The following is a 21,294-nucleotide window of genomic DNA, read 5'->3' as shown; positions in this document are numbered from 1 at the left end:
CCGCGCGGAATAATTCATCCTAACCCCTCAAAAAGCAACAAGGGGTCGTCCGATGTATGAAATTCCTGTCGGATGGCGCCTACAACGCCGAGAAAGTTAAGTAGGTATTGAATATGAGAATCGTTTGCAATAACATTCGACAATTGCCGCAAAGTGGTCCATCGGGATCGATTGCGGCACGGCACACCTGCCACGCACGCGCCACCACCGGCGCACGGACGTGCGTCGGACGACAACAATGATGAAAAGACTGTGGTTTCAGTTGCACTGGTTTTTCGGCATTACGGCCGGACTGGTGCTGGCAGTGGTCGGCCTGACCGGCGCGCTGCTCTCGTATTACGAAGAACTCACCCGTGCCTTCAGCCCTGGTGTCATGACCGTGGCCGTGCGCGACACGGCGCCGCTGCCCATTCCCGAACTGGTTGCGCGCGTGCACGAAGCGGTGCCCGATCGCCGCATTCTGCTCATGACGGTGATGCGCGCGCCCGACGATGCGGTCGGTGTTCGTTTGTCGGTGGGCGACGGCACGCGTGGCGAGACGTACTTCGTCGATCCGTATACGGGGCAGATGCTCGGCCGCTCGCAAGCCGACGTCGTTTTCCGTTTCATCATGGACATCCACCGCTTTCTGACGGTGGAAGGCCCCGGCAGGCAGATCACAGGCGCCGCCACGCTGTTGCTGTTCCTGCTCGCGCTAAGCGGCTTGTATCTGCGCTGGCCGCGCCGCATCGGCAACTGGCGCGCGTGGTTTCATATCGATTTCAAGAAGCGCGGCCGGCCGTTCCTGTGGAATCTGCATGCCGTGATCGGCACCGTGGTGCTCGTGCCCTATCTGCTGTCGGCCACAACGGGTCTGTATTGGTCCTACGACTGGTGGCGCGGCATGCTGTTTTCGATGGCGGGCGTGCCGCAGCCGGTGCGCAACAAGGCGCCTGCGCAGCCGAAGATGGCCAGGAAGGGTGACGCCGGTGCGAAGGGGGAGGGCAAGAAGGCATTGCCGGACCTCGCCTCGACGCCCGTCGACGAGATGAGCACGGTCTGGGACAGCTTTACGGCGCGCGTGCCCGATTACACCAAGGTTTACCTGCGTCCCTCGCAGACAGCGGGCGGTCAGCTCCAGATGACGTGGCTCGACAAGTCGGTGCCGCACGAGCGGGCGTTCAGCCGTATGGACATCGACCCGGCGTCGGGCGCGATTCGCAACGAAGATCGTTACGCGCAGAAGACGACCGGCGGGCAGTTGATGACGAGCATCTACGCATTGCATCGCGGTAGCTTCTTCGGGCAGGCGGGCATCATCGTCATGCTGCTCTCGAGCCTGATGATGCCGGTGTTCTTCGTCACGGGCTGGATGCTGTATCTCGACCGGCGCAAGAAGAAGCGCGCACTGGCGGCGTCGCGCCCGGCGCCGGCGGCACCCAAAAACGCGCCGGTGGTCGGCTCATTGGCTGAAGAGGGTGTGCTGATCGGTTACGCGAGCCAGAGCGGCGTGGCCGAGGGGCTCGCCTGGCAGACGGCGGGAATGTTGCAGGGCGCGGGTGTGCCCGCGCAGATCCAGCCGCTCGCGCGCATCGGTCAGGCGCAGCTTGGCGCGGCCAAGCGGGCGCTGTTCATCGTCAGCACGTTCGGCGACGGCGAGCCGCCCGACAGCGCCCGCCGTTTCTCGCAGCAACTGATGAACCAGGCCATGGCGCTGCCGGCGTTGCGATTCGCCATGCTCTCGCTGGGCGACAGTCACTACGACCGGTTCTGCGGCTTTGGCCGCAAGCTCGACGGCTGGCTGCGTGCGCAGGGCGGTGTAGCCGCGTTCGAGCCGATCGAAGTCGACCGGGGCGATCCGGGGGCGTGGGCGAGTTGGCAGGAGCGCCTTGGCGAATGGCTTGGTCGGCCGCTCGTGTCGTCGAAAACGGACGACGGGCCGCACTTCCAGACATGGACGCTGGCGGAGCGCGAAGTGCTCAACCCCGGCAGCACCGGTTTGCCTGCCTATCACCTGGCGTTCACGCCGCCGCAGGGCGCAATGTGGGTCGCGGGCGATCTGGTCGAGGTGCTGCCGCGCCATACTGCTGCGCGCATCGACGCGTTCCTCGCGGGGAGCGTATGGGCGGCCGACGTGCGAGTAACGGTGGCCGGCCGCGAGGCCATGCTGGGCGAGGTGTTGCGCGAGCGTGTGTTGCCCGACGCGGCGCCGCCGGCGGGCGTCGACTTGCAGGATTGGCTCGAACGTCTGGCACCGCTGCCCGAGCGCGAATACTCGATTGCTTCGACGCCGCAAGAGGGCAAGCTGATGCTGCTCGTGCGTCAGACGCGCAATCCGGACGGCACGCTGGGACTGGGCTCCGGCTGGCTGACCGATGGCGCGACGCTGGGCGAGCGCGTGACCATGCGCGTGCGTCCGAACCCCGGCTTCCAGGGGCCGGCAGACGCGCGCGGCATGATTCTGATCGGCAACGGCACAGGACTCGCCGGACTGCGTGCGCATCTGTCGGAGCGCATCGCTCGGGGACACGTTCGCAATTGGCTGATCTTCGGTGAGCGTCAGGCCAGCCATGACGCGTTTCACGACGCCACGCTGCGCGAGTGGCAGGCGCAGGGCGGTATCGCCCGTCTCGATCGCGTGTACTCGCGCGATCAGGCCGAGCGCATTTACGTACAGAACTATGTGCGCGAGGCCGCGCAAGACATCGCGCAATGGGTGGCCGACGGCGCATCGATCTACGTGTGCGGCAGCCTGGCGGGCATGGCGCCTGCCGTCGATGCCGCGCTCGCGGACGCGATCGGTGCAGACGTCCTGCTCGATCTCTCGGCGCAGGGGCGTTATTGCCGCGACATCTATTAGACGTGTACTGGTGGTGTGCTAACGTAACGACAGGGCTCGACATCGATCGGGCCCTTTTTCCATCATCCGACGCATTCGCGCGTCCATCGGGCACCGCAGGAGGGGTAATGACGGCAACGTGGCAGATCGTAGTGCACGGACTGGTGCAGGGGGTGGGCTATCGGGCGGCGTGCGTGGTCGAGGCGCGCAGACTCGGGCTCAACGGCTGGGTGCGCAACCGTCGCGACGGCACGGTCGAGGCCATTGCGCAGGGCGACGCGGCGCAGTTGTTGGCGCTGTGCGAATGGATGCGCAGGGGACCGCGAGGCGCGCAGGTGTCGTCGTGTGACGTCGACAAGGCGTGGGTGGCCGAGTCGCCGCTCAAGGGGTTCGAGCAGCGCGCAAGCATTTGAAAGATCGGGGCAAGGCGCCGATGCCGAGCGCTGAGGGCGAGCCCGGCATCGGGTGGGGAGGGGCCGTCGTGTGGACCGGACCCCAGCGGAAAATGCGGCATGATCGCCGGGTATTCGTCGGGTATTCGTCGGATAATCGCCGGGTGATGCATCGGCGTCATCCCCCCAAACTGTTGGCGGGTTGATGCTGTGCGTTGAATCTATCAGGCGGCAAGCGCCAGCGAACCGGGGGCAGCGGCGGTCGATGCGTTGCCCGAACCGAGCACATGCGTATGTGCCGCTTCGTGCGCCGACAGACGGAACAGCGCCACCGACTCACGCAGGCGTGCGGCCTGTGTCTCGAGCGCGGCAGCGGCGGCCGAGGCTTCTTCCACGAGCGCCGCATTCTGCTGCGTCATCTCGTCCATCTGCGTGACGGCCATATTGACCTGCTCGATGCCGCTCGACTGCTCGACGCTGGCGGCCGAGATTTCACCCATGATGTCGGTCACGCGTTTGACCGAGTGCACGACTTCCGACATCGTTGCGCCAGCCCGCTCGACCAGACGGGTGCCGATCTCGACGCGGTTGCCCGACGCTTCGATCAGTCCCTTGATTTCCTTGGCCGCCGACGCGCTGCGTTGCGCCAGCGTGCGGACTTCGCCGGCGACCACGGCAAAGCCGCGGCCTTGCTCGCCCGCGCGCGCGGCTTCGACCGCGGCGTTCAGGGCCAGAATGTTCGTCTGGAAGGCGATGCCGTCGATGACCGTCAGAATGTCGGTGACCTTTTGCGAGGCTTCCGCGATATCGCGCATCGTCGTCACGACTTCCTGCACGACATCTCCTCCGCGCGACGCGGTCTCCGACGCCGTGACCGCCAACTGGCTCGCGGCACGGGCGTTCTCGGCGTTTTGTTTGACGACGGCGGTGAGCTCTTCCATGCTCGCCGCCGTTTGCTCTAGCGACGAGGCCTGCGATTCGGTGCGACGCGACAGATTGGCATTACCGTCGGCGATTTCCCGGGCGCTGCCGTGAATGGCTTCCGTGCTCTCGCGAACGGTGCCGACCGTGTTGGCGAGGCCGTCGCGCATACGGCCCAGGGCGCCGAACAACTGCCCCATCTCGTTACGGGTACGTTGTTCGATGCGCTGGCTCAGGTCGCCCGCGGCCATCCGTTCGAAATACGCGATCACTTCGCGGATCGGGCGCAGCACGGCGCGCGCGAGCATGGCGCGGCCCCAGAGCGCGAGCAGCAGGGCGACGGCGAGGGTCGCACCCATGGCGATGCGCATCATGTTGTAGCGCTGCTGCGCTGCTTCGAAGCGGGCTTTCTGACGCGCGACCTGAATGTCCTGAAGTTCGCGCATGAGCGCTTCAACGCCGTTGTAAGCGGACGGCGCGACGCGTGCCTGAATCAGGTGGAAGCCTGCGATATCGCCTTGCTTGAGCGCGTCGAGGGCGGGCGTGAACACCTTATCGAAAAAGGCACGACGTTTTTCGTCGGCAGCCTTGGCCACCTCCGCTTCGTGCGCATCTTCCTTGGGACGTTTCAGATAATCCTTCCAAAGCGCGTCTGAAGTCGCGATGTACTGGGTACCCCGCTTGAGAACTTTTTCGGATTCTTCGGGGTTGGCACCGAGACTGACATACGACGCATAAGTCGCCAGCGACAGACGGGTCCGCAGAATTTGCTCGCCGGTCCCTTTGAGTTCGGCCAGGGCGGGGGTGTCTTCCGTGGCCATCTTGCTGAGGGACTCATTGCTGGAGCTGAGCGCTTGCAGGCCCAGCACGCTGACGAGGACGAGTAGTGCACCAAGCAAACCTAGAACCAGGGTCAGACTGGCCCGAATCGTAATGTTCTTATACATATGGATCGATGGATTGAATGCCCAGGCCGTACCAGGAGGTTGCACGACCTCCCCGTCCATCGGAGAGTGCAAGACGGGGCATAGGGATTATCGGCAGATGAGACACGGAACTTGAGCCATTCGGACTCGGGCGATTCCGAAAGTACAACGTCATCGAAAAAAGATCGGAATTTGCGCAGTCGCAAAAGTCGCGCAAAAGGCCAGACTGAAAGGCCTTTTTCCCTTTCTTCAGTACGCCGAAGCGCGTGAATCGTGATGAGGCGTCAATGACGCGATGAATCTCGACAAATTCAAATTCCGGCGCGGCAGCCTCGATGCCGCCCGACACGAACTCAGTGATGACAGCTTGCTGGAAGGATGCGTAAGGAACGGCCTTGGAGACGCAGAGACGTTTCGGATGGCACTCGTGCACGAGTTGCGTGCCCCGCTTCAGGTGCTGCAAGGTCATCTCGATGCGCTGTGGGACGATGCCGGCGACGCGGCGCCTACGCTCGGGCCGCGCAAACGGCTGGGCACCATGCGAAGCATGCTCGACGTACTCTCGGGGGCCGTGGACGACGTGCTTCGTCTGGGGCGGGGAGAGATCGCGCATCTGCCGTTGCGCGAGACGGCGTTCGAGGTGCGCGAATGTCTGGACGCCGAGGTCGATGCCTTCGCCGCAAGGGCGCACGCCAAGGGGCTCGATCTAGCGTGCGACATTGCCGATGACGTGCCCGTCGTCCTGTGGGGCGACGCGACCCGGTTGCGTCAGATCTTGCGAACGCTGCTCGACAATGCTTTGAAGTACACAGCATGTGGTGGCGTTGCGGTGCGAGTGTCATGGACGAACCAAGCCGGCGAAGCGCATGGCGAGGATTGCGACGGCGAGGCGGTGCCCATGGCGCGTCAGCACGAAGACGGTGCAGGGTGCCTGACGATTCACGTCACCGATACCGGGCCGGGGATTCCGGCGGGCATGGAGAATGCGGTTTTTGCGGCGTTTGCTCGCGCCGACCCCTCGGTGCCCGGCACCGGGTTGGGGCTGTGGATCGCGCAGCGGTGGGCGCAGCGCATGGGCGGCGCGCTTCATGTGGAGCCGTCGGCTGCCGGGGCGCGTTTTCGGCTGTCGATGCCGTTCTCCATGCCGGGGGAAATATCACGCTCGCGGAATATGCCATTGGCGGATGCGCAATGCGATGCGGATATAGGGAGCTTGTCTTCATCGTCGGCGCCATCCGCATTGTCCGTACGATCGGCGCGATCAACGCGACCAGCGCTGTCACATCCGCCGCCGGTGGTGCAAGTGCCGGTGGCGGATGTGACGGTGCGTCCCGGGTTGCAGGCGCTGGTTGTGGACGATCACGTCATGAATCGGACGATCCTCACCGATCAGTTGGCGTCGCTGGGATGTCATGCGATCGGCGCGGCGGATCTGACCGAAGCACTGGTGCAGTGGGTCGTGCTGGATATCGATGTCGTGCTCACGGATATACAGCTCGGCGGCGAGTGCGGCCTGACGCTGGCGAAAACGCTTCGCGCGCTTGCCCCGGCGCTAGGGCGGCGGGCACCCGTGGTATTCGCCGTGACGGGGTCGGTGGTCGAAGCGCGCACTGCGCGAGAGGCGGGTATCGATGGCGTACTGACGAAGCCGGTTTCGCGCCAGCGGTTATCACAGACGCTGGCCGTGCGCTGGCCCTGTCAGGACGAGGCGCTTGAGGCGTTAGAAGGGCATGACGTGCAGGAGGGGCATGCAGCGCACGCGCCGCACAAGGCACGTGAGGTACCGGATGCGCGTGGTGCAGGCGAGCGGCCCGCGCCGTTGCGGCCACCTCTCAAAGACGACCCCCGTGCGCGCCGGATGATGCGGGAGGAAATGGCGAAGGATCTCGCGCGTTTCCGGCGTCTGATGGTCGGGGCGCGCCCCGAAGATATCGACGCAGCGCAACGGCTCCTGCACCGCATGCGCGGGGCGTGCCGGATGTTCGGCGACCCGGTCTTGACCGCACGCTGCGACCGGCTCGCCGACAGGCTGGCGCAATGCCGGATGGCACTGGTGCGCCAGCGTGCCCGGAACGATCAGACATAACGCCAGACGGCGAGGTAGTGGCAGACGGTGCCGCCGATGGCGAACAGATGCCAGACGAGATGCCCGAACTTGATATGTCCATCGAGCGAGTAGAAGATCGCGCCGACGGTGTAGGCGGCGCCCCCGGCGTACAGCCAGCCCGCGCCGGGGCCGGGAATGGCGGCGAGCACCGGTCCGGCTACGAGTACGGCCATCCAGCCCAGGCCAATGTAGAGCAGGGTGGAGACGAGCGGTCGGTCGAGCAGGCCGAGCGATTTGGCGATCAGCCCGGCAATGGCCATCGCCCACACGCCGGTGAGCAGTGGCCAGCCCCACGGATCGTGCAGGATCTTGACAGTGAAGGGCGTGTAAGTCCCGGCAATGAAGAGAAAGATGGCGCAATGGTCCACGCGCATGAACACCCGCTTTGCGCGGCCGTCAGGCAGGCCGTGATACAGCGCGGACGACAGATAGACCACGACCATCGTGACGGCAAACACGCCGATGCCGATCTGTTGCACCGTACTCGGCAGGGGCGGGCGGACTGCCCTGAAAAGGAAGGGAATCGCTGCGAGGGCCGCCAGGCACGCGAGGCCGTGACTGACGCTGTTGGCGACTTCTTCGCTGCGGGTCTGAGCGCGCGCGATCGCCTTGGCGGTGGGTTGAGCCGTGGTCATGCCGTCCTCGTTGGTATTTCGTCAGTGTCTCGTTAATGATGTCAATGATGTGCGTCGTGCCACTTGCGAACGGCGGCCATCGTGTTCTGCACGTGCTTGTCCGGATTCATGCTCACGTAGCTGTAAATCACCTTGCCGTCGGGCGAGATGACGTACGAGATGCGATTGGCGATGTCCGGTTTGAGCGCCAGCACGGCGTCATACGCTTTCATGATCTTCTGGTCGGTGTCGGCGGCCACGGCGAACTTGCTGCGGCACTCGGACACGGAGAACTTGTTGAGCGTATCGATGTTGTCGTGCGAAACACCGATCACGGTCGCGCCCATCTCCTTGAACTTGTCCGTCGCTTCGGCAAAGTCATGCGCCTCGATCGTACAACCGGTGGTGAACGCCGCAGGGTAGAAGTACAGCACGACCGGGCCCTTCTTGAGGGCGTCGGCGAGCGAGAAGGTGAAGACCTTGCCGCCGAGCGATGCCTGCGCTTTGAAGTCCGGCGCCGCGGCGCCGTTCTGCAACGCCGCATGGGCGGGGATCATGCACCAGGCCGTCACGCCGATGATGGTGGCAGCAGCAGTCATTCCAAACCAACGTTTCATGCAACGCTCCCGTAGTGAATGCTTAAGGATAGAGGCTTGCGATGGCGCTGTCCAACGCATGCCGATCTCGTTGAACGGCGCTCGCCATGCGGCTTTGCGTCGTTCGGGCGAGTGACAGTCTACCGCCGGTTTCGTGACATCATTCGGTCAGCGTTTTGTCATCAAGCGCCGGAAGCCGACGTGCCCTGCGCACCCGGATTGCCGCTGCCGATCGGCAGGACGGTGGTGGACTTGATCTGCGAGAGCGCAATCATCGAGTTGACCTCCTGCACCATCGGTAATTGGGAAAGTCGCTCGAAGAAGAAGCGCTCGTAGGCATCGACGTCGCGCGTCACGATGCGAAGCAGAAAATCCACATTTCCCATGAGCACGTGGCATTCGAGCACTTCGGGAAAGGCCTGAATCGCCTCCGAGAACTCGGGCAGCGCATTACGGTTGTGCCCGGCCAGCTTCACGTGCGCGAAGAGCATCACGTTCAGTCCGACTTTCTTGCGGTCGATGAGGGCGACGCGCCGCTCGATGACCTTCTCCTTGTCGAGCCGTTCGATGCGACGCCAGCATTGCGACTGCGACAGGCCGATACGCTCGCCGATCTGTACGGCTGAGAGCGAGGCGTCTTCTTGCAGGAGTGCGAGAATTTTTTCATCGAATTCGTCAATTTGCATGATTTATTCATCCACATCGTTAAATTTGAATTAATCATGTGAAATTGATGTAATTTTGTCAACGATACGCGAAGCATTTACGGCGCGATGCCCGTAGACTTCATCTTTATTAGTGATATTCGTCGCAACAATCCCCGCACGCTCGACTGAATCTGCCGGAAAACACCATGAAACTTGATTTGACTCTCCCCGCTGCCGAACCCGCGACCGGTGCCGTCGCCCAGCCTGTCGCCCCGTTGTCTGCCAAAGGCGCAGACCTGATTGCGCGCACGCTGGTCGATATTGGCGTCGACACGGTGTTCTGCTATCCGGGGGGCGCCAATCTCGAAATGCTCGACGCGCTCTCGCGCGTCTCGATCAAACTGGTGCGCACCGAGCACGAGCAGGGCTCGGTCTTCGGTGCGCAAGGTTACGCACGCGCCACCGGCAAGCTGGGTGTATGCCTGGCCACGTCGGGTCCCGGCGCGACGAATCTGGTGACCGGCATTGCCGATGCCGCCAGCGATTCCGTGCCGGTTCTCGCCATCACGGGCAATGTCGCCACGCATTGGCTCGGCAAGAATGCGTTCCAGGAAGTCGATATCGTCGCCATCACCAAGCCGGTCACGAAGCTCGCCCGGCAAGTGCGCGAGCCGCGCGACATTCCGGCCGCCCTGCGCGAAGCGGCTACGTGCGCGCTGGCGGGCCGGCCGGGACCGGTATTGCTCGATTTTCCGAAGGATATCCAGCAGGCACGCCCCGATCAGCCGACCGACAAGCGCTTCACGTCGCCCGTGCCCGCGGGAATGAGCGACGAGACGGCGCAACGGATTGCGGCGTTGCTCGCGCAAAGCGAGCGGCCGGTGATCTACGCGGGGGGCGGCGTGATCGCGTCGGGAACGGGCGGGCAACTCGTTGCGCTGGCCGAGGCGCTCGATTGTCCCGTCGCGCTCACGATGATGGGACTGGGCGCGGTGCCCGACGATCATCGCCTGCTGCTGGGCCCGCTCGGCATGCATGGGGCTTATGTCGCGAACGTCGCCATCAATGAAGCTGACCTCGTGCTGGCGCTCGGCGTGCGTTTCGACGACCGAGTGATCGGCGATCCGACGTCGTTTGCCCGTCACGCGACCATCGTGCATATCGACGTGGATGCCGCCGAAATCGGCAAGAACAAGCCGGTCACGCTCGGCGTGCACGCGGATTTGCGCGACGCGTTCACCGGTCTGCTGGCGGTGGCCAAGCGCCGCGATGTTCCGGCATGGCACGCGTATCTTCGTGAGCGTCGCGAAGCGCATCCGCTACGTGCATCGGTCGCGCCGCAGGCGAGCTCGGGAGACGCGGGCGTGCTGAGCGGTGTCGACGTGATTACGGCGCTGGCGGCGCTGCTGCCGCCGGAAGCGGTGGTGACCACCGGTGTGGGGCAGCATCAGATGTGGGCGATGCAGCATTTGCGTCTTCGCGCACCGCGTACCTTCTTGTCGAGCGCCGGGTTCGGCACGATGGGGTTCGGTCTGCCGGCGGCGATCGGCGCCAAAGTGGCGCGGCCCGATGTGCCGGTCATCGATATCGACGGCGACGGCAGCCTGAACATGTCCGTCAACGAACTCTCGACTTGCCGCCGTTACGGGATCGGTGTCAAGGTGCTGGTCATCAACAACCAGTGGCTGGGCATGGTCCGCCAGTGGCAAGACATGATCTACGCACGCAACCGCGTGAAGTCGTCGCTGGGCGACCCGAACCAGCCCGACGGCGCCGACAACGGCCGGCCGTACCCGGATTTCGTGACGATTGCCGCCGGGTATGGGGTGACGGGGGAGCGCGTCACGCGCGCCGAGGACTTGCCCGCCGCGCTGGCGCGCATGCTCGAAGATCCGAGCGAGCCGTATCTGCTGGACGTGCTCGTGGCCCGCGAAGACGATGTCTATCCGATGATCCCCGCAGGCAAGACGTATCGCGACGTGGTCTTCGGCCCGGGCCAGGCTGCCGGTCCCATCGCGGCGGGCGCCTTCTGATGGTGCCGTCGTAACCGGGGGCAGGGGCGAGCACGGGGGCGACGATGCTCAGGTCGTCCGGTCGTCGTGCCCCCGGGCGCATTGCCACAGGCTGAGAATCGCCCCGTACGTCGCGAGATCGCAACGAGAGAACCCGCTTCGGCGGGTTTTTTTCGTTTCCGGGGCAGCGAGGAGTATCATTGCGCTCTTTCAAGAATTCTCGCCAAGGAAATCAATATGTTGACGAAGCGCCTGATGCTGGCCGCCGCCTGTATTCTGACGACCTTCGCCGCGGTGCCCGCAGCGCAGGCCGCCGATCCCACGTACACCGTGGGTGCCGGCGGTACGTATCGTCCGTTCGAGTTCGAAACCCCGCAGAAGGAACTGGTCGGCTTCGATATCGACGTCATCAAGGCGATCGGCAAGGCCGGCGGGTTCAACGTCAAGCTGGTCAGCACGCCGTGGGAAGGTATCTTCGCCACGCTCGACCAGGGCGATCGCGACATCATCATTTCCGGCATCACCATTACCGACAAGCGCCGTGAAATGGTCGACTTCTCGACCCCGTACTTCCCGGCCGATCAGGTCATCATCACCTCGCCCGGCGCCAAGGTTGCCGGTCTGGCCGATCTGAAGAAGCTGCAAGTGGGCGTGGTCAACTCGAGCACCGGTGACATTGCCGTCTCGGACGAGCTGGGCAAGGCCAGCACCGCGATTCGCCGTTTCGACAACACCCCGCTCATGCTCGAAGAGCTGTATCGCGGTGGCGTGGACGCTGCCGTGGGCGACGTGGGCGTGATCAAGTTCTACATCAAGAGCCATCCGGAAAAGCCGTTCAAGCTGGTCTACGACAACAAGTTCAAGCGCCAGTACTTCGGCATCGCCGTGAAGAAGGGCAACAAGGTCGCGCTCGACAAGATCAACACCGGTCTGAAGAAGATCGTGGCTGACGGCACCTACGCCAAGATCTACAAGCAGTGGTTCGACGCCGACGTGCCGACGCTGCCCCAACAGTAAGCAACGCGTGTAAGATTCGCGCCACGCGCGCCAGAGATTCTGGCCACTCGCGGCCCGTGAGCTGATCGTCGACCTTCGACATCAACCCCCGGGCCGCGAGCGTTTTTCTACCGGGCAGCCGGTCCGTTTCATTTTGTGAGAAAGGTGCTTCATGGGTGGGTTCCAGTGGAACATCATCAGCGAATACATGCCTCTGTTTGTCGAGGGCACGCTGATGACGCTCAAGTGCACGGTGATCTGTGTGATCGCCGGCACGTTACTTGGGCTGGTGCTTGGCGTCGGCCGTCTGGCCGAAGCGCGTCACGGCTTCTATAAGTATTTCCTGCGCTACGCGGTGCAATATCCTGTGCGCTTCTACGTCAGCTTCTTCCGCGGCACGCCGTTGTTCGTGCAGATCCTGCTGATTCACTTTGCGCTGATGCCGTTGCTGATCAACCCGTCGGGGGGGCTGCTGATCAGCGGTGATTTCGCCCGCGAAATCCGTTCGCAATACGGCGCGTTCATGTCCGCCGTGCTGGCGATCTCGCTGAACGCCGGGGCGTACGTGTCGGAAATCTTCCGCGCAGGCATTCAGTCGATCGACCGGGGCCAGGCCGAAGCCGCCCGTTCGCTCGGCATGACCTACATGCAGACGCTGCGCAAGGTGGTGCTGCCGCAGGCGTTTCGCCGCATGCTGCCGCCGCTGGGCAACAACGCCATCGCCATCGTGAAGGACTCGTCGCTCGCGTCGGCCATCGGCCTGGCGGAACTGGCGTACGCCGCACGTACCGTGTCGGGCGCCTACGCGCGCTACTGGGAGCCGTATCTGACGATTTCGCTCATCTACTGGGCGATCACGCTGGTGCTGTCGGCATTTGTTCAACATCTTGAAACGAGGTACGGCAAAGGTGATCGTCGTCAATAACCTGCAAAAGCAGTACGGCGATGCGCACGTACTGCGCGGCATTTCCTGCCGCATCGAAGAGAAGGAAGTGGTCTGCGTGATCGGGCCGTCGGGCTCGGGCAAGAGCACGTTCCTGCGCTGCCTGAATGGCCTCGAAGACGTGAGCGGTGGCGAAGTGCTCGTGAACGGCTTCCATGTGGAAGACCCGAAGACGGACATGAACGCCATGCGTGCGAGCGTCGGCATGGTGTTTCAGCGCTTCAACCTGTTCCCGCATATGTCGGTGCTCGAGAACCTGATTCTCGCGCCGATGCAGGTGGGCGGTATCAAGCGCGACGAAGCGGTGAGCATTGCCGAGCAACTTCTGAAAAAGGTCGGCCTGATCGACAAGATCGACGCTTTCCCGAACCAGCTCTCCGGCGGTCAGCAGCAGCGCGTGGCCATTGCCCGAGCGCTCGCCATGCAGCCCAAGGTCATGCTCTTCGATGAGCCGACCTCGGCGCTCGACCCGGAACTCGTGGGCGAAGTGCTCGAAGTCATGAAGTCGCTCGCTCTCGAAGGGATGACGATGGTCGTCGTGACCCATGAAATGGGTTTCGCACGGGAAGTCGCCGACCGCGTCCTCTTCATCGATCAGGGCGTGATCATGGAAGAAGGCCAGCCCGAGCAGATCTTCACGGCGCCCAAGCACGAGCGCACGCGCGAATTCTTGCGCAAAGTCCTGTAATTCTCACGATTGCGGCGCGCGCAAAGGTGTATCCGCGCGCCGCATCTGATTACAATGCGAGGGTACGCGCGCCGCGTGACGGATTGCATCGGCGCGTCGCAGGCACCCTGAGCACCCAGCCAGGTTTTTTCACAGGGCAGTGACCTTTGTCCGGGCCTGCCCCAGCAATCGCAGATTGCACTCCGATTTCACGAGGTAGTCATGAGCCAGCCAATCGCTGTGACCCGCCAGACGTTCGACGACGTGATGGTGCCCAATTACGCTCCTGCCCAGATGGTGCCCGTGCGCGGCGAAGGCTCGCGCATGTGGGATCAGCAAGGTCGCGAGTATGTCGATTTCACCGGCGGTATCGCGGTCAACGCGCTCGGCCATGCCAACCCGGAGCTGGTGAAGGTCATCGAAGAGCAGGCGCGCAAGGTCTGGCACATCGGCAACGGTTACACCAATGAGCCGGTGCTGCGTCTGGCCAAGGCACTCACCGACGCCACGTTCGCCGACAAGGCCTTCTTCTGCAATTCGGGCCTCGAAGCCAACGAAGCGGCGCTCAAGCTGGCGCGTCGCTACGCTTACGACCACGCCGCCGAGCGGGGCGGCAAGGAAAAGAGCGAGATCATTTCGTTCTACAACGCGTTCCACGGCCGCTCGCTGTTTACCGTGAGCGTCGGCGGTCAGGCCAAATACACCGAAGGCTTCGGTCCGATCCCGGCAGGCATCATGCACCTACCGTACAACGACCTGAAGACCGTCGAAGCGACGATTTCGGAGGCCACCGCAGCTGTCATCGTCGAGCCTGTGCAGGGCGAAGGCGGCGTGCTGCCGGCCGATCCGGCGTTCCTCAAGGGCCTGCGCGAGCTGTGCGACAAGCACGGTGCGCTGCTGATTTTCGACGAAGTGCAGACGGGCGTCGGCCGTACCGGCACGTTGTATGCCTACGAGCAATACGGCGTGACGCCGGACATCCTGACCACCGCCAAGGCGCTGGGCAATGGTTATCCGATCGGCGGCATTCTCACCACGAGCAAGATCGCGGCGAGCTTCTCGCCGGGTACGCACGGTTGCACCTACGGCGGCAATCCGCTCGCAACGGCCATCGCCGGACGCGTGCTGGAATTGATCAACACGGCCGAGACGCTCAACGGCGTAAAAGCGCGTCACGAGCACTTCCTCAAGGGCATCGAAGCGATCAACGCACGTCATGGCGTATTCGATCAGGTGCGCGGCATGGGGCTGCTGATCGGCGCGGTGCTCAAGCCGGCCTTCGCAGGCCGTGCGAAGGATATCGTGGTCGAAGCCGAGAAGAACGGTCTGATGCTGCTGGTGGCGGGCGGCGACGTGGTGCGTTTCGCGCCGTCGCTGAACATTCCGTTCGCCGATATCGACGCCGGTCTGGCTTCGCTCGAGAAGGCGGTCGCTGCGGTGGCCGCCACGGCGAAGGCCGCCTGAGCGCGCGACTGAGCAACACGACCTGAGCCACGAGGCACAGGACAGCGGGCCGGATCGACGGATGACGTCGCTCCGGCCCTTGTTTCATCGACTTCACGGAATGTGCCCATGACGCGTCAATCGAAAGTGCCGGCGAGCCCCAACGTCTGCGCCGCCCCGGCCTCAGAGGACGAAGGCGTGACGAACTCGCTGCGCGTAGTGCGTCTCGCGCGTCCCGGCGATCTGCCCGCACTGATGAAACTGGCGGCGCTGGCGGGCCCCGGCATGACGTCGTTCAAGCCCGATCAGGTGGCGCTCGAAGCGCGTCTGGCGCGCGTGGCGGCCACGCTCGAAGGGCTCGCGCCCACTGCCGAGCAAGGCTATCTGTTCGTGATGGAGGACGTCGACAGCGGCGAGATCGCAGGCGTGTGCGGGCTGGAAGCGGCCGTCGGGCTGGAGCAGCCGTTCTATACGTATCGTAAAGATACGATCGTCCATGCGAGCCGCGAGTTGAACGTCTGGTCGCGCATGCTGACGCTCTCGCTCACGAACGATCTCACCGGCTACAGCGAGCTGTGCTCCTTGTTGCTCGACCCGAAATGGCGCGGACACGGCAACGGGGCGTTGTTGTCCAAGGCGCGCTTTCTGTTCATGGCGCAGTTCCCCGAGCGCTTCGGTCCGCAAGTGTGCGCCGAGCTGCGCGGCTTCTTCGACGACGAAGGGCACAGCCCATTCTGGCAATCGCTGGGGCAGCGCTTTTTCCAGATCGATTTCGATCAGGCGGACTACCTCACCTCCATCGGCAAGAAATCGTTCGTGGCCGAGTTGATGCCGAAGTATCCGATCTACGTCGACTTTCTTTCGCCGCAGGCGCAGGCCGCCATCGGCGTGACGCATCGCGATACGCTGCCTGCGCGGCGTTTGCTGGAGCAGGAGGGGATGCGCTCCGGTGCGCACGTCGACATCTTCGACAGCGGGCCGGTACTCGAAGCGCGAGTGGCCGATTTGCGCGCGGCACGCGACAGCCGCTATCTGGCGGTGAATATTGCCACGCACGCCGACGAGGACGAGCGCCCGGCCCCGGCGATGCCCAACGCTGAACCCTATCTCGTGGCATGCCTCGGTCTCGAGGGCTTTCGCGCCACGCTGGTGACGGGGCGTCCCGAGCGCCGCGCCTTTACGCTCAGCCCGCTTGCCGCGAAGGCGCTGGGGGTCCGGCAGGGCGACCGGGTTCAGGTTCTGCCGCTCAAGCCGCCACGCGCCGACGCCGTCTGAGCCTCGTCAGAACTGGATGGTCGCCGTCACCGTGTCCGTATAGACGCCGGGGGCCGGCGTCGATTGCGATGGCACGAGAGCGTAGATCGGAATCACCTGAACCAGACCGGTGCCCACGCCGGTCAGTTGCGACGTTCCCGACGTGCCATCCCCCCAGATCGTGGCGTAACCGCTATCCAGATATAACTGATAGCTGACGCTGGCGGTGGGGCCCGCCATCGTGCGCGACGCGACCGTGCCCAGCAATCCACCGGACAGGCTGATGCGAAACGCGTCGTTGTTCGTGCATTGCACCGTGAGCTGGCCGCTACTGGTAACCGGGCTGGCGAGCGCCGATTGCGTGGCAAACGTGATGTTGGTCGCAGCGACGGTGCAATTGTTGATGACCGTCACATTGGACGCGAACGGCGTGCCCGGCACGGCGGTCATGGCCGTGCCGCACGCGGGCGCGGGCGCGAGTGCCGCGTAAGAGGCGTATTGCAGCGTCGTGTCCGCCGACGCAAAGGCCCGCGTATAGACCGTGTTGCTGCTGCCCGACGTCGGCACCGTGGTCTGTGCCGACGCGATCCGTCCGTAAAAATTCACGTTCTGTGTCACCGTCCCGCCCAGAATATTGCGCGCCATCGTGAGCGAGATCACGCTGCTCGTGCCGCTGCCCCACGCGTTGGAAAACGCCGGGTCTGTGAAGAGTCCGAAATTGATGGCATTCCCTGCATTGGTGAGCGTGAGCGGCTGGCTGGCATTCAGTGCGAGGCAGAGTTTGACGTTCGGATTGCCGCCGAGCAGGGGCCATGTGCACGACACGGGAATCGTTCCCGTGGCCGAGAGGGCCATGCCGGAGATCGGGCTGAATGCGGCGAACGCGAGCGTGGGAGTGCCGAGCGAGCAGGTCTGCGCCAGTGCGTTGGCGTTCTGTGCGAGGAGTGCCGCGGCGATCGCGTAGTGCCACCCGATCCGCGGCGTTGCGCGCGTTCGCCTCATGAGCGGTTCTCCTGTGCGGACGGTGCTGGCGCGGCGCCGGGCGCCGTCACTGAAGATTCGGGCGGCGCCCGTTCCTCGGCGAGTGTGCCGAACGCCACGCACGCCAGCGGGCCGACGCGGGCAATGCGGCCTTCCGGCGGCGCGGTCCAGTCGAAGGACACGCGGCAGCGTTGCCGCCCGTCGCGCGATTCGAGTGTGTTGCGCGGACCGAGCGCGTCGATGAACACCTCGCCGTCGTACCCGACCACGGTCACGATGCCGCTCTGCACGTGGCGCACCGACGTGCCCGGGGGCAACGGCTTGCCCGCGGTGTCGACGAGCGTGACGAGCGCCGCGCGATAGCGTCGCACAGGGAAATGCACGAGCACGCCGCTGCGTGCCTGCGGTGCGACGCGGCGCTCGGTCGTCGTGACCTCGAGATCGGCGGGCAAGTGCATGGGATCGATGCCGATGCGCGCCGCTTCGAAGCCGCTCAGATCCGGTACGAGGAAGTAGCCGCGCGAATCGGTGTGGCCGACGGGTACCGACTCGCGCAGCACCGGCACGTTGGCCTGAGCATCGGTGCTCACGAGCGCGAAGGCATCGTACGTGCGTCGCGTGGCATGCACGCTGTTGTCCATGACGACCAGCGCGCCGCTCATGCCGAGCGCGGCGCCGCTTTGGTGCCCGACTTGTTGCGCGAGCGCCGAGACCTGCCCGTGCCGTCCGAGGTATTGCAATTCGCCTTGCACCGTACGTTGCGAAAACGCGTGACCGCCCAGCACTTGCCATCCCCACCCGCCGCCGTAATCCGGTGTGCGGCTCGCGCCCGCCCACGCCTGCGTCTGCCCGTCTTGCTGATTGAACGACGCACTGCCCAGCGCGCCGCCGCCCAGCAGCATGCTCAGCATGGCGAACACGCCGTGCGAGCGTCGCCTGGCGAAGTCGCGAAAGCCGCCCATCGAGAGCATGCCGCGCGAGCCTGCGGGCAGTGTCAGGCTCGCCGACAGCACACGCGTGGCGGGCTGACGCGATGCGCGCTGGGCGAACCACGCCAGCGAGGCGGTGCTGCCGCGTGCGATGGGTAGCGAGACCGTCACGCGGTCGCTCGCGCGTGGCGCGGGCACCCCATCGAGCGACGCGATGTCCCGGTAACGTCCGGCAGTCCGAATCATTTGTGCGTCGATGCTGAGACGGCGCGACAGATACTGATAACCGGCGCTCCATTGGCTGCCGGTGCCGCGTCCGGCCGAGAGTGCGGTCGACGCGCTCACCACGCCTGCGCCCCCAAGTGCGACCAACGCCCCGGCCCCCGTCAGCGCGAGCCGACGCCCGGCCTGCGCCTGCGCTTCGACGGTCACGGTGTCGGTGGCGCCGTAGCGCGCGGCGATCGATGCGACAGGGTGGTGCCGGTACGAGAACGAACGCACGCCGTAGTCGTCGCGAGGCAGACCCGCTTCCACGGAGAAGCTCGACAGGCCGCGCGCGAGCAGCCGCGGGTCGAGGTAAAGCGGCACGGTGGTGATCTGCTCGCGGCCGAGGGCGTCGCGCGTGACCACGCTTGCTTGCAGATCGCCCGTGAGGCCCGGCGTCTCCTGAATGACGAAAGGCCCCGGGGGTACGCGTCCGCTCATGCGCCGTACCCCGTCGAGATACAGGTCGACGGAGGAGGGCACGACGGCGCTGCCATGCAATGCCGGAACCGGAAAGGTCACGAGATCCGGGCGCAGCGCGAAGTTGCGTCGCCATTGCAGGCCCGCGATGCGCAGCGAACGAGTCCACGATAACGAGCCGGTGATGAGATCGCCCGCGATCCAGCTCGTGAGGCGCGAGGGGTCGTCGTGCTGCCACCACGTGTCGTAGCGTCGATAGCCATGCCGCCAGCGGGAGTGCTCGGCGAGGCCCGTCTGTTGCAGGGTGCCACCCGACCAGAAGCCGCGCACCTCGCTCCAGACGGACGCGCGCGTGAACCGGTCGCGCTGGATATAGCCGTCGTAGTTGATGAGCATGCCGGGGTCGACCGTCGCGGCGACGACCGCCGGGGGCGGGCTGCCGAGCTGGTAGGGCGCGAGCCACGCGTCGCCGGCTTGCAGGGCGAGTGTCTGATTCGAGGCGTCGTAAGTGGCGCGGATGCCATGCAGTGAATCGAGCGCGACCTCGGTCGCGTCGCTTTCCGGCAGCGCATCCGACGTCAGTCCCATTGCGCGCAGATCGCCGGCGCGGATGAACCAGCGGCCCTGGCGTCGCATGAACGGTGCGATTTGTCCGGTCGATTCGCCGTTGATGACGACTTCGAGCACATAAGGTCCGTCGAGCCGGTAGGGGCCTGCGCTGCCGCCGCCTGCACCGATGGCGAAGTCCTCAACGGTGTGCGCGGCGGCGAGCGTGGCGTCGTCGAAGAGGGCCATGCCGGTAGCGTCTTGCATCACGGGCTCGGCAACGCGGGCTGCACGGCTCGTCAGATCGACGGCCGTCTCGCTCGCGTAGATGGCCTCCGATGCGCACACGTCGCCTGCTCGGCCGAAGGCTGCAAACACCGCGAAGCCGAGTGTCATGGACGTGACGACAGTCGTTGCCATCGCACCGGATGCCGCGCGGGCCCATGGCGGTGCGACGCACGTGGCGACGCGGCGCGCGCGCGCACGGCTAGCGCCCGCCATCCGGCGCGACGTCGGCGGCAAAGCGCATCGGCACCGCGTCGACGCGCGACTCCACCGTGAACGGACCGACGGGCGGCGCCCCGGCTGGCCAGCGCACGGCGAAGCGGCGCGTTTGTCCCGCGAGTACGTAGCCGAGCAGCCCTCGCGTGAGTTCGACGCTTCGCCCGGACGCATCGAGCACGCGCGTGGCGCCGAGTTGCGCGTGACGCTCGCCGTCGTTACGCACTTCCAGCTCACCCTGCATCAGACGCACATCGAAGCGTAGCGACGGCGCGCGCGCCTGGCTCGCCTGCACGAACACTGGCAACGAGTAACGCAGCCGAATGGAGACACCTTCGGACGGTTTGCTGTCGAGCGACGGCAGTTCGTCGACCAGCAGCCGATAGCTCTGCTCGTTGCCCTCGGGCTTCTGCGCCACGTGCACGAGCCGCACGATCTGCCGCTCGCCGGGCTCGATGCGCACGATGGGCGGACTCGCGATGAGCGCGTCGGTGGGGGTGAGCACGTTGTCGCCGTTGCGCTGTGTCCAGGCGTAGAGCCGCAACTGTCCGTGAATCGGCAGATCGCCGGTATTGCCCAGCGTGAGCGTGGTGGCGGGCTGCGTTGGCAGGATGTTGACGATGACCGGCGAGACTTGCAGCGTCGCGCCGTTACCGTCGGTCACGCAAAGCGTCAGCATGGCGACGAATGCGCCGCCGCAGGCATAAGCCGTGGGCCGGCGAACGACAGGTCTCGAGGGAGTCATGATCGATCCGGCGCCTCAGAAGTAGACAGTCGCCGTGACCGTCGACGTGTAGATGTCCGGTTCGGGCATCGTGGCCGCGAGTGTGGCCTGCCCATAGACCGTGTAGGTCTTCACCACGCCGGTGCCCGAGTCGCTGAGCGTGTTCGACCCCTGCGTGTTGCCCCACGGCGTGGCGTAAGCGGCGTCCTGATACAGCCCGAACGGAATCGTCGTGGTGTTGCCCGTGAGGGTGCCCGCGAGCAGACGGTTCGTCTCGGTGGAGTTCGGCACGGTACCGGCATTCAGGCCGATGTTGTACCCCGTGGACGCCGTGCAGATCACGGTGAGCGACGACGTGCTCGCCACCGGGCCGGTCGCCGAGCCCTGCACGGCATTGAACGTCATCGGCGTGGCGGCAATGGTGCAGCCGGGGAGGATCGTCAACTGCACGCGCATTTGCGCAGTCGCCGAACCGTTGGAGTAGACGGCGGCGTTTGCCGGTGCGACTTGCCCCAGCGCACCGGCAATTCCGCAGAAGACCAGACAAAGCAATGATCGGTTCATGATGATTCTCCTTTGGAGTCCTAGTCGAG

18 protein-coding genes are annotated in these 21,294 nt (G+C 64.8%); 9 read left to right on the top strand and 9 right to left on the bottom strand.

What is annotated here, in order from left to right; genetic code table 11:
- The first annotated feature begins 238 nt into the window (after window positions 1–238).
- Window positions 239–2,839, top strand: a complete 2,601-nt coding sequence (locus ACIPHM_RS02520; protein WP_400324222.1) for a PepSY domain-containing protein — start codon at window positions 239–241, stop codon at window positions 2,837–2,839.
- Window positions 2,840–2,946: 107 nt separating this feature from the next.
- Window positions 2,947–3,231 carry an acylphosphatase gene (locus ACIPHM_RS02515; protein WP_400324220.1) on the top strand — a complete coding sequence of 95 codons (285 nt, stop codon included), beginning with the start codon at window positions 2,947–2,949 and terminating at the stop codon, window positions 3,229–3,231.
- 203 nt (window positions 3,232–3,434) lie between these two features.
- Here ACIPHM_RS02515 and ACIPHM_RS02510 read toward each other — a convergent pair whose 3' ends face one another.
- Both ACIPHM_RS02510 and ACIPHM_RS02505 read right to left on the bottom strand, forming a co-directional pair.
- A complete protein-coding gene (locus ACIPHM_RS02510) occupies window positions 3,435–5,078 on the bottom strand; it encodes a methyl-accepting chemotaxis protein (RefSeq protein WP_400324219.1) in 1,644 nt (547 codons plus the stop codon).
- Window positions 5,071–5,520, bottom strand: a complete 450-nt coding sequence (locus ACIPHM_RS02505; protein ID WP_400324217.1) for a hypothetical protein — start codon at window positions 5,518–5,520, stop codon at window positions 5,071–5,073. The genes ACIPHM_RS02510 and ACIPHM_RS02505 overlap by 8 nt, the downstream gene beginning before the upstream one ends.
- On the opposite strand from ACIPHM_RS02505, the gene ACIPHM_RS02500 reads away from it, so the two are divergent.
- The gene (locus tag ACIPHM_RS02500) at window positions 5,476–7,143 is read left to right on the top strand and encodes an ATP-binding protein (protein ID WP_400324215.1); all 1,668 of its coding nucleotides are present in this window, start codon (window positions 5,476–5,478) and stop codon (window positions 7,141–7,143) included. The two genes, ACIPHM_RS02505 and ACIPHM_RS02500, sit on opposite strands and share 45 nt — an antisense overlap.
- On the opposite strand, the gene ACIPHM_RS02495 is transcribed toward ACIPHM_RS02500, so the two are convergent.
- The 3 genes from ACIPHM_RS02495 to ACIPHM_RS02485 form a co-directional block, all read right to left on the bottom strand.
- Complete coding sequence (locus tag ACIPHM_RS02495) at window positions 7,134–7,799, bottom strand: hemolysin III family protein (protein WP_400324213.1); 666 nt, start codon at window positions 7,797–7,799, stop codon at window positions 7,134–7,136. The two genes, ACIPHM_RS02500 and ACIPHM_RS02495, sit on opposite strands and share 10 nt — an antisense overlap.
- Before the next feature lie 41 nt (window positions 7,800–7,840).
- Window positions 7,841–8,395, bottom strand: coding sequence for a peroxiredoxin (locus ACIPHM_RS02490; RefSeq protein WP_400324211.1), 555 nt, complete (start codon window positions 8,393–8,395; stop codon window positions 7,841–7,843).
- 161 nt (window positions 8,396–8,556) lie between these two features.
- A complete protein-coding gene (locus ACIPHM_RS02485; RefSeq protein WP_400324209.1) occupies window positions 8,557–9,060 on the bottom strand; it encodes an Lrp/AsnC family transcriptional regulator in 504 nt (167 codons plus the stop codon).
- A 167-nt stretch (window positions 9,061–9,227) separates the two neighbouring features.
- Here ACIPHM_RS02485 and ilvB point away from each other — a divergent pair, with 167 nt between their 5' ends.
- From ilvB to astA, 6 genes are all read left to right on the top strand, one after another.
- Window positions 9,228–11,054 carry a biosynthetic-type acetolactate synthase large subunit gene (ilvB, locus tag ACIPHM_RS02480; RefSeq protein ID WP_400324207.1) on the top strand — a complete coding sequence of 609 codons (1,827 nt, stop codon included), beginning with the start codon at window positions 9,228–9,230 and terminating at the stop codon, window positions 11,052–11,054.
- 216 nt (window positions 11,055–11,270) lie between these two features.
- The gene (locus tag ACIPHM_RS02475) at window positions 11,271–12,050 is read left to right on the top strand and encodes a basic amino acid ABC transporter substrate-binding protein (protein WP_400324205.1); all 780 of its coding nucleotides are present in this window, start codon (window positions 11,271–11,273) and stop codon (window positions 12,048–12,050) included.
- A 151-nt stretch (window positions 12,051–12,201) separates the two neighbouring features.
- A complete protein-coding gene (locus tag ACIPHM_RS02470; RefSeq protein ID WP_400324203.1) occupies window positions 12,202–12,954 on the top strand; it encodes an amino acid ABC transporter permease in 753 nt (250 codons plus the stop codon).
- A complete protein-coding gene (locus tag ACIPHM_RS02465; RefSeq protein ID WP_400324201.1) occupies window positions 12,938–13,660 on the top strand; it encodes an amino acid ABC transporter ATP-binding protein in 723 nt (240 codons plus the stop codon). The genes ACIPHM_RS02470 and ACIPHM_RS02465 overlap by 17 nt, the downstream gene beginning before the upstream one ends.
- 201 nt (window positions 13,661–13,861) lie before the next feature.
- Window positions 13,862–15,103: an aspartate aminotransferase family protein gene (locus ACIPHM_RS02460; RefSeq protein ID WP_400324199.1), complete on the top strand. Its 1,242-nt coding sequence runs from the start codon at window positions 13,862–13,864 to the stop codon at window positions 15,101–15,103.
- Between the two features lie 189 nt (window positions 15,104–15,292).
- On the top strand, window positions 15,293–16,357 hold the full coding sequence (gene astA / locus ACIPHM_RS02455; protein WP_400324325.1) for an arginine N-succinyltransferase: 1,065 nt from the start codon (window positions 15,293–15,295) through the stop codon (window positions 16,355–16,357).
- Between the two features lie 6 nt (window positions 16,358–16,363).
- Here the strand turns inward: astA and ACIPHM_RS02450 are convergent, their stop codons facing one another.
- The 4 genes from ACIPHM_RS02450 to ACIPHM_RS02435 all read right to left on the bottom strand — a co-directional run bounded on the left by ACIPHM_RS02450 (window position 16,364) and on the right by ACIPHM_RS02435 (window position 21,265).
- Complete coding sequence (locus ACIPHM_RS02450) at window positions 16,364–17,338, bottom strand: spore coat protein U domain-containing protein (RefSeq protein WP_400324197.1); 975 nt, start codon at window positions 17,336–17,338, stop codon at window positions 16,364–16,366.
- Complete coding sequence (locus ACIPHM_RS02445; protein WP_400324195.1) at window positions 17,335–19,896, bottom strand: fimbria/pilus outer membrane usher protein; 2,562 nt, start codon at window positions 19,894–19,896, stop codon at window positions 17,335–17,337. The genes ACIPHM_RS02450 and ACIPHM_RS02445 overlap by 4 nt, the downstream gene beginning before the upstream one ends.
- A gap of 67 nt (window positions 19,897–19,963) precedes the next feature.
- The gene (locus ACIPHM_RS02440; RefSeq protein ID WP_400324193.1) at window positions 19,964–20,722 is read right to left on the bottom strand and encodes a molecular chaperone; all 759 of its coding nucleotides are present in this window, start codon (window positions 20,720–20,722) and stop codon (window positions 19,964–19,966) included.
- A 15-nt stretch (window positions 20,723–20,737) separates the two neighbouring features.
- Entirely contained in the window at window positions 20,738–21,265 is a 528-nt protein-coding gene (locus ACIPHM_RS02435; RefSeq protein WP_400324191.1) for a spore coat U domain-containing protein, read from the bottom strand.
- Window positions 21,266–21,294 lie beyond the last annotated feature (29 nt).

It is taken from the genome of Pandoraea sp. NPDC087047, assembly GCF_044745225.1.
Lineage (GTDB): Bacteria > Pseudomonadota > Gammaproteobacteria > Burkholderiales > Burkholderiaceae > Pandoraea.
Note: the sequence above shows the minus strand (reverse complement) of the source record. Positions and strands in the feature narration are given on the sequence as shown.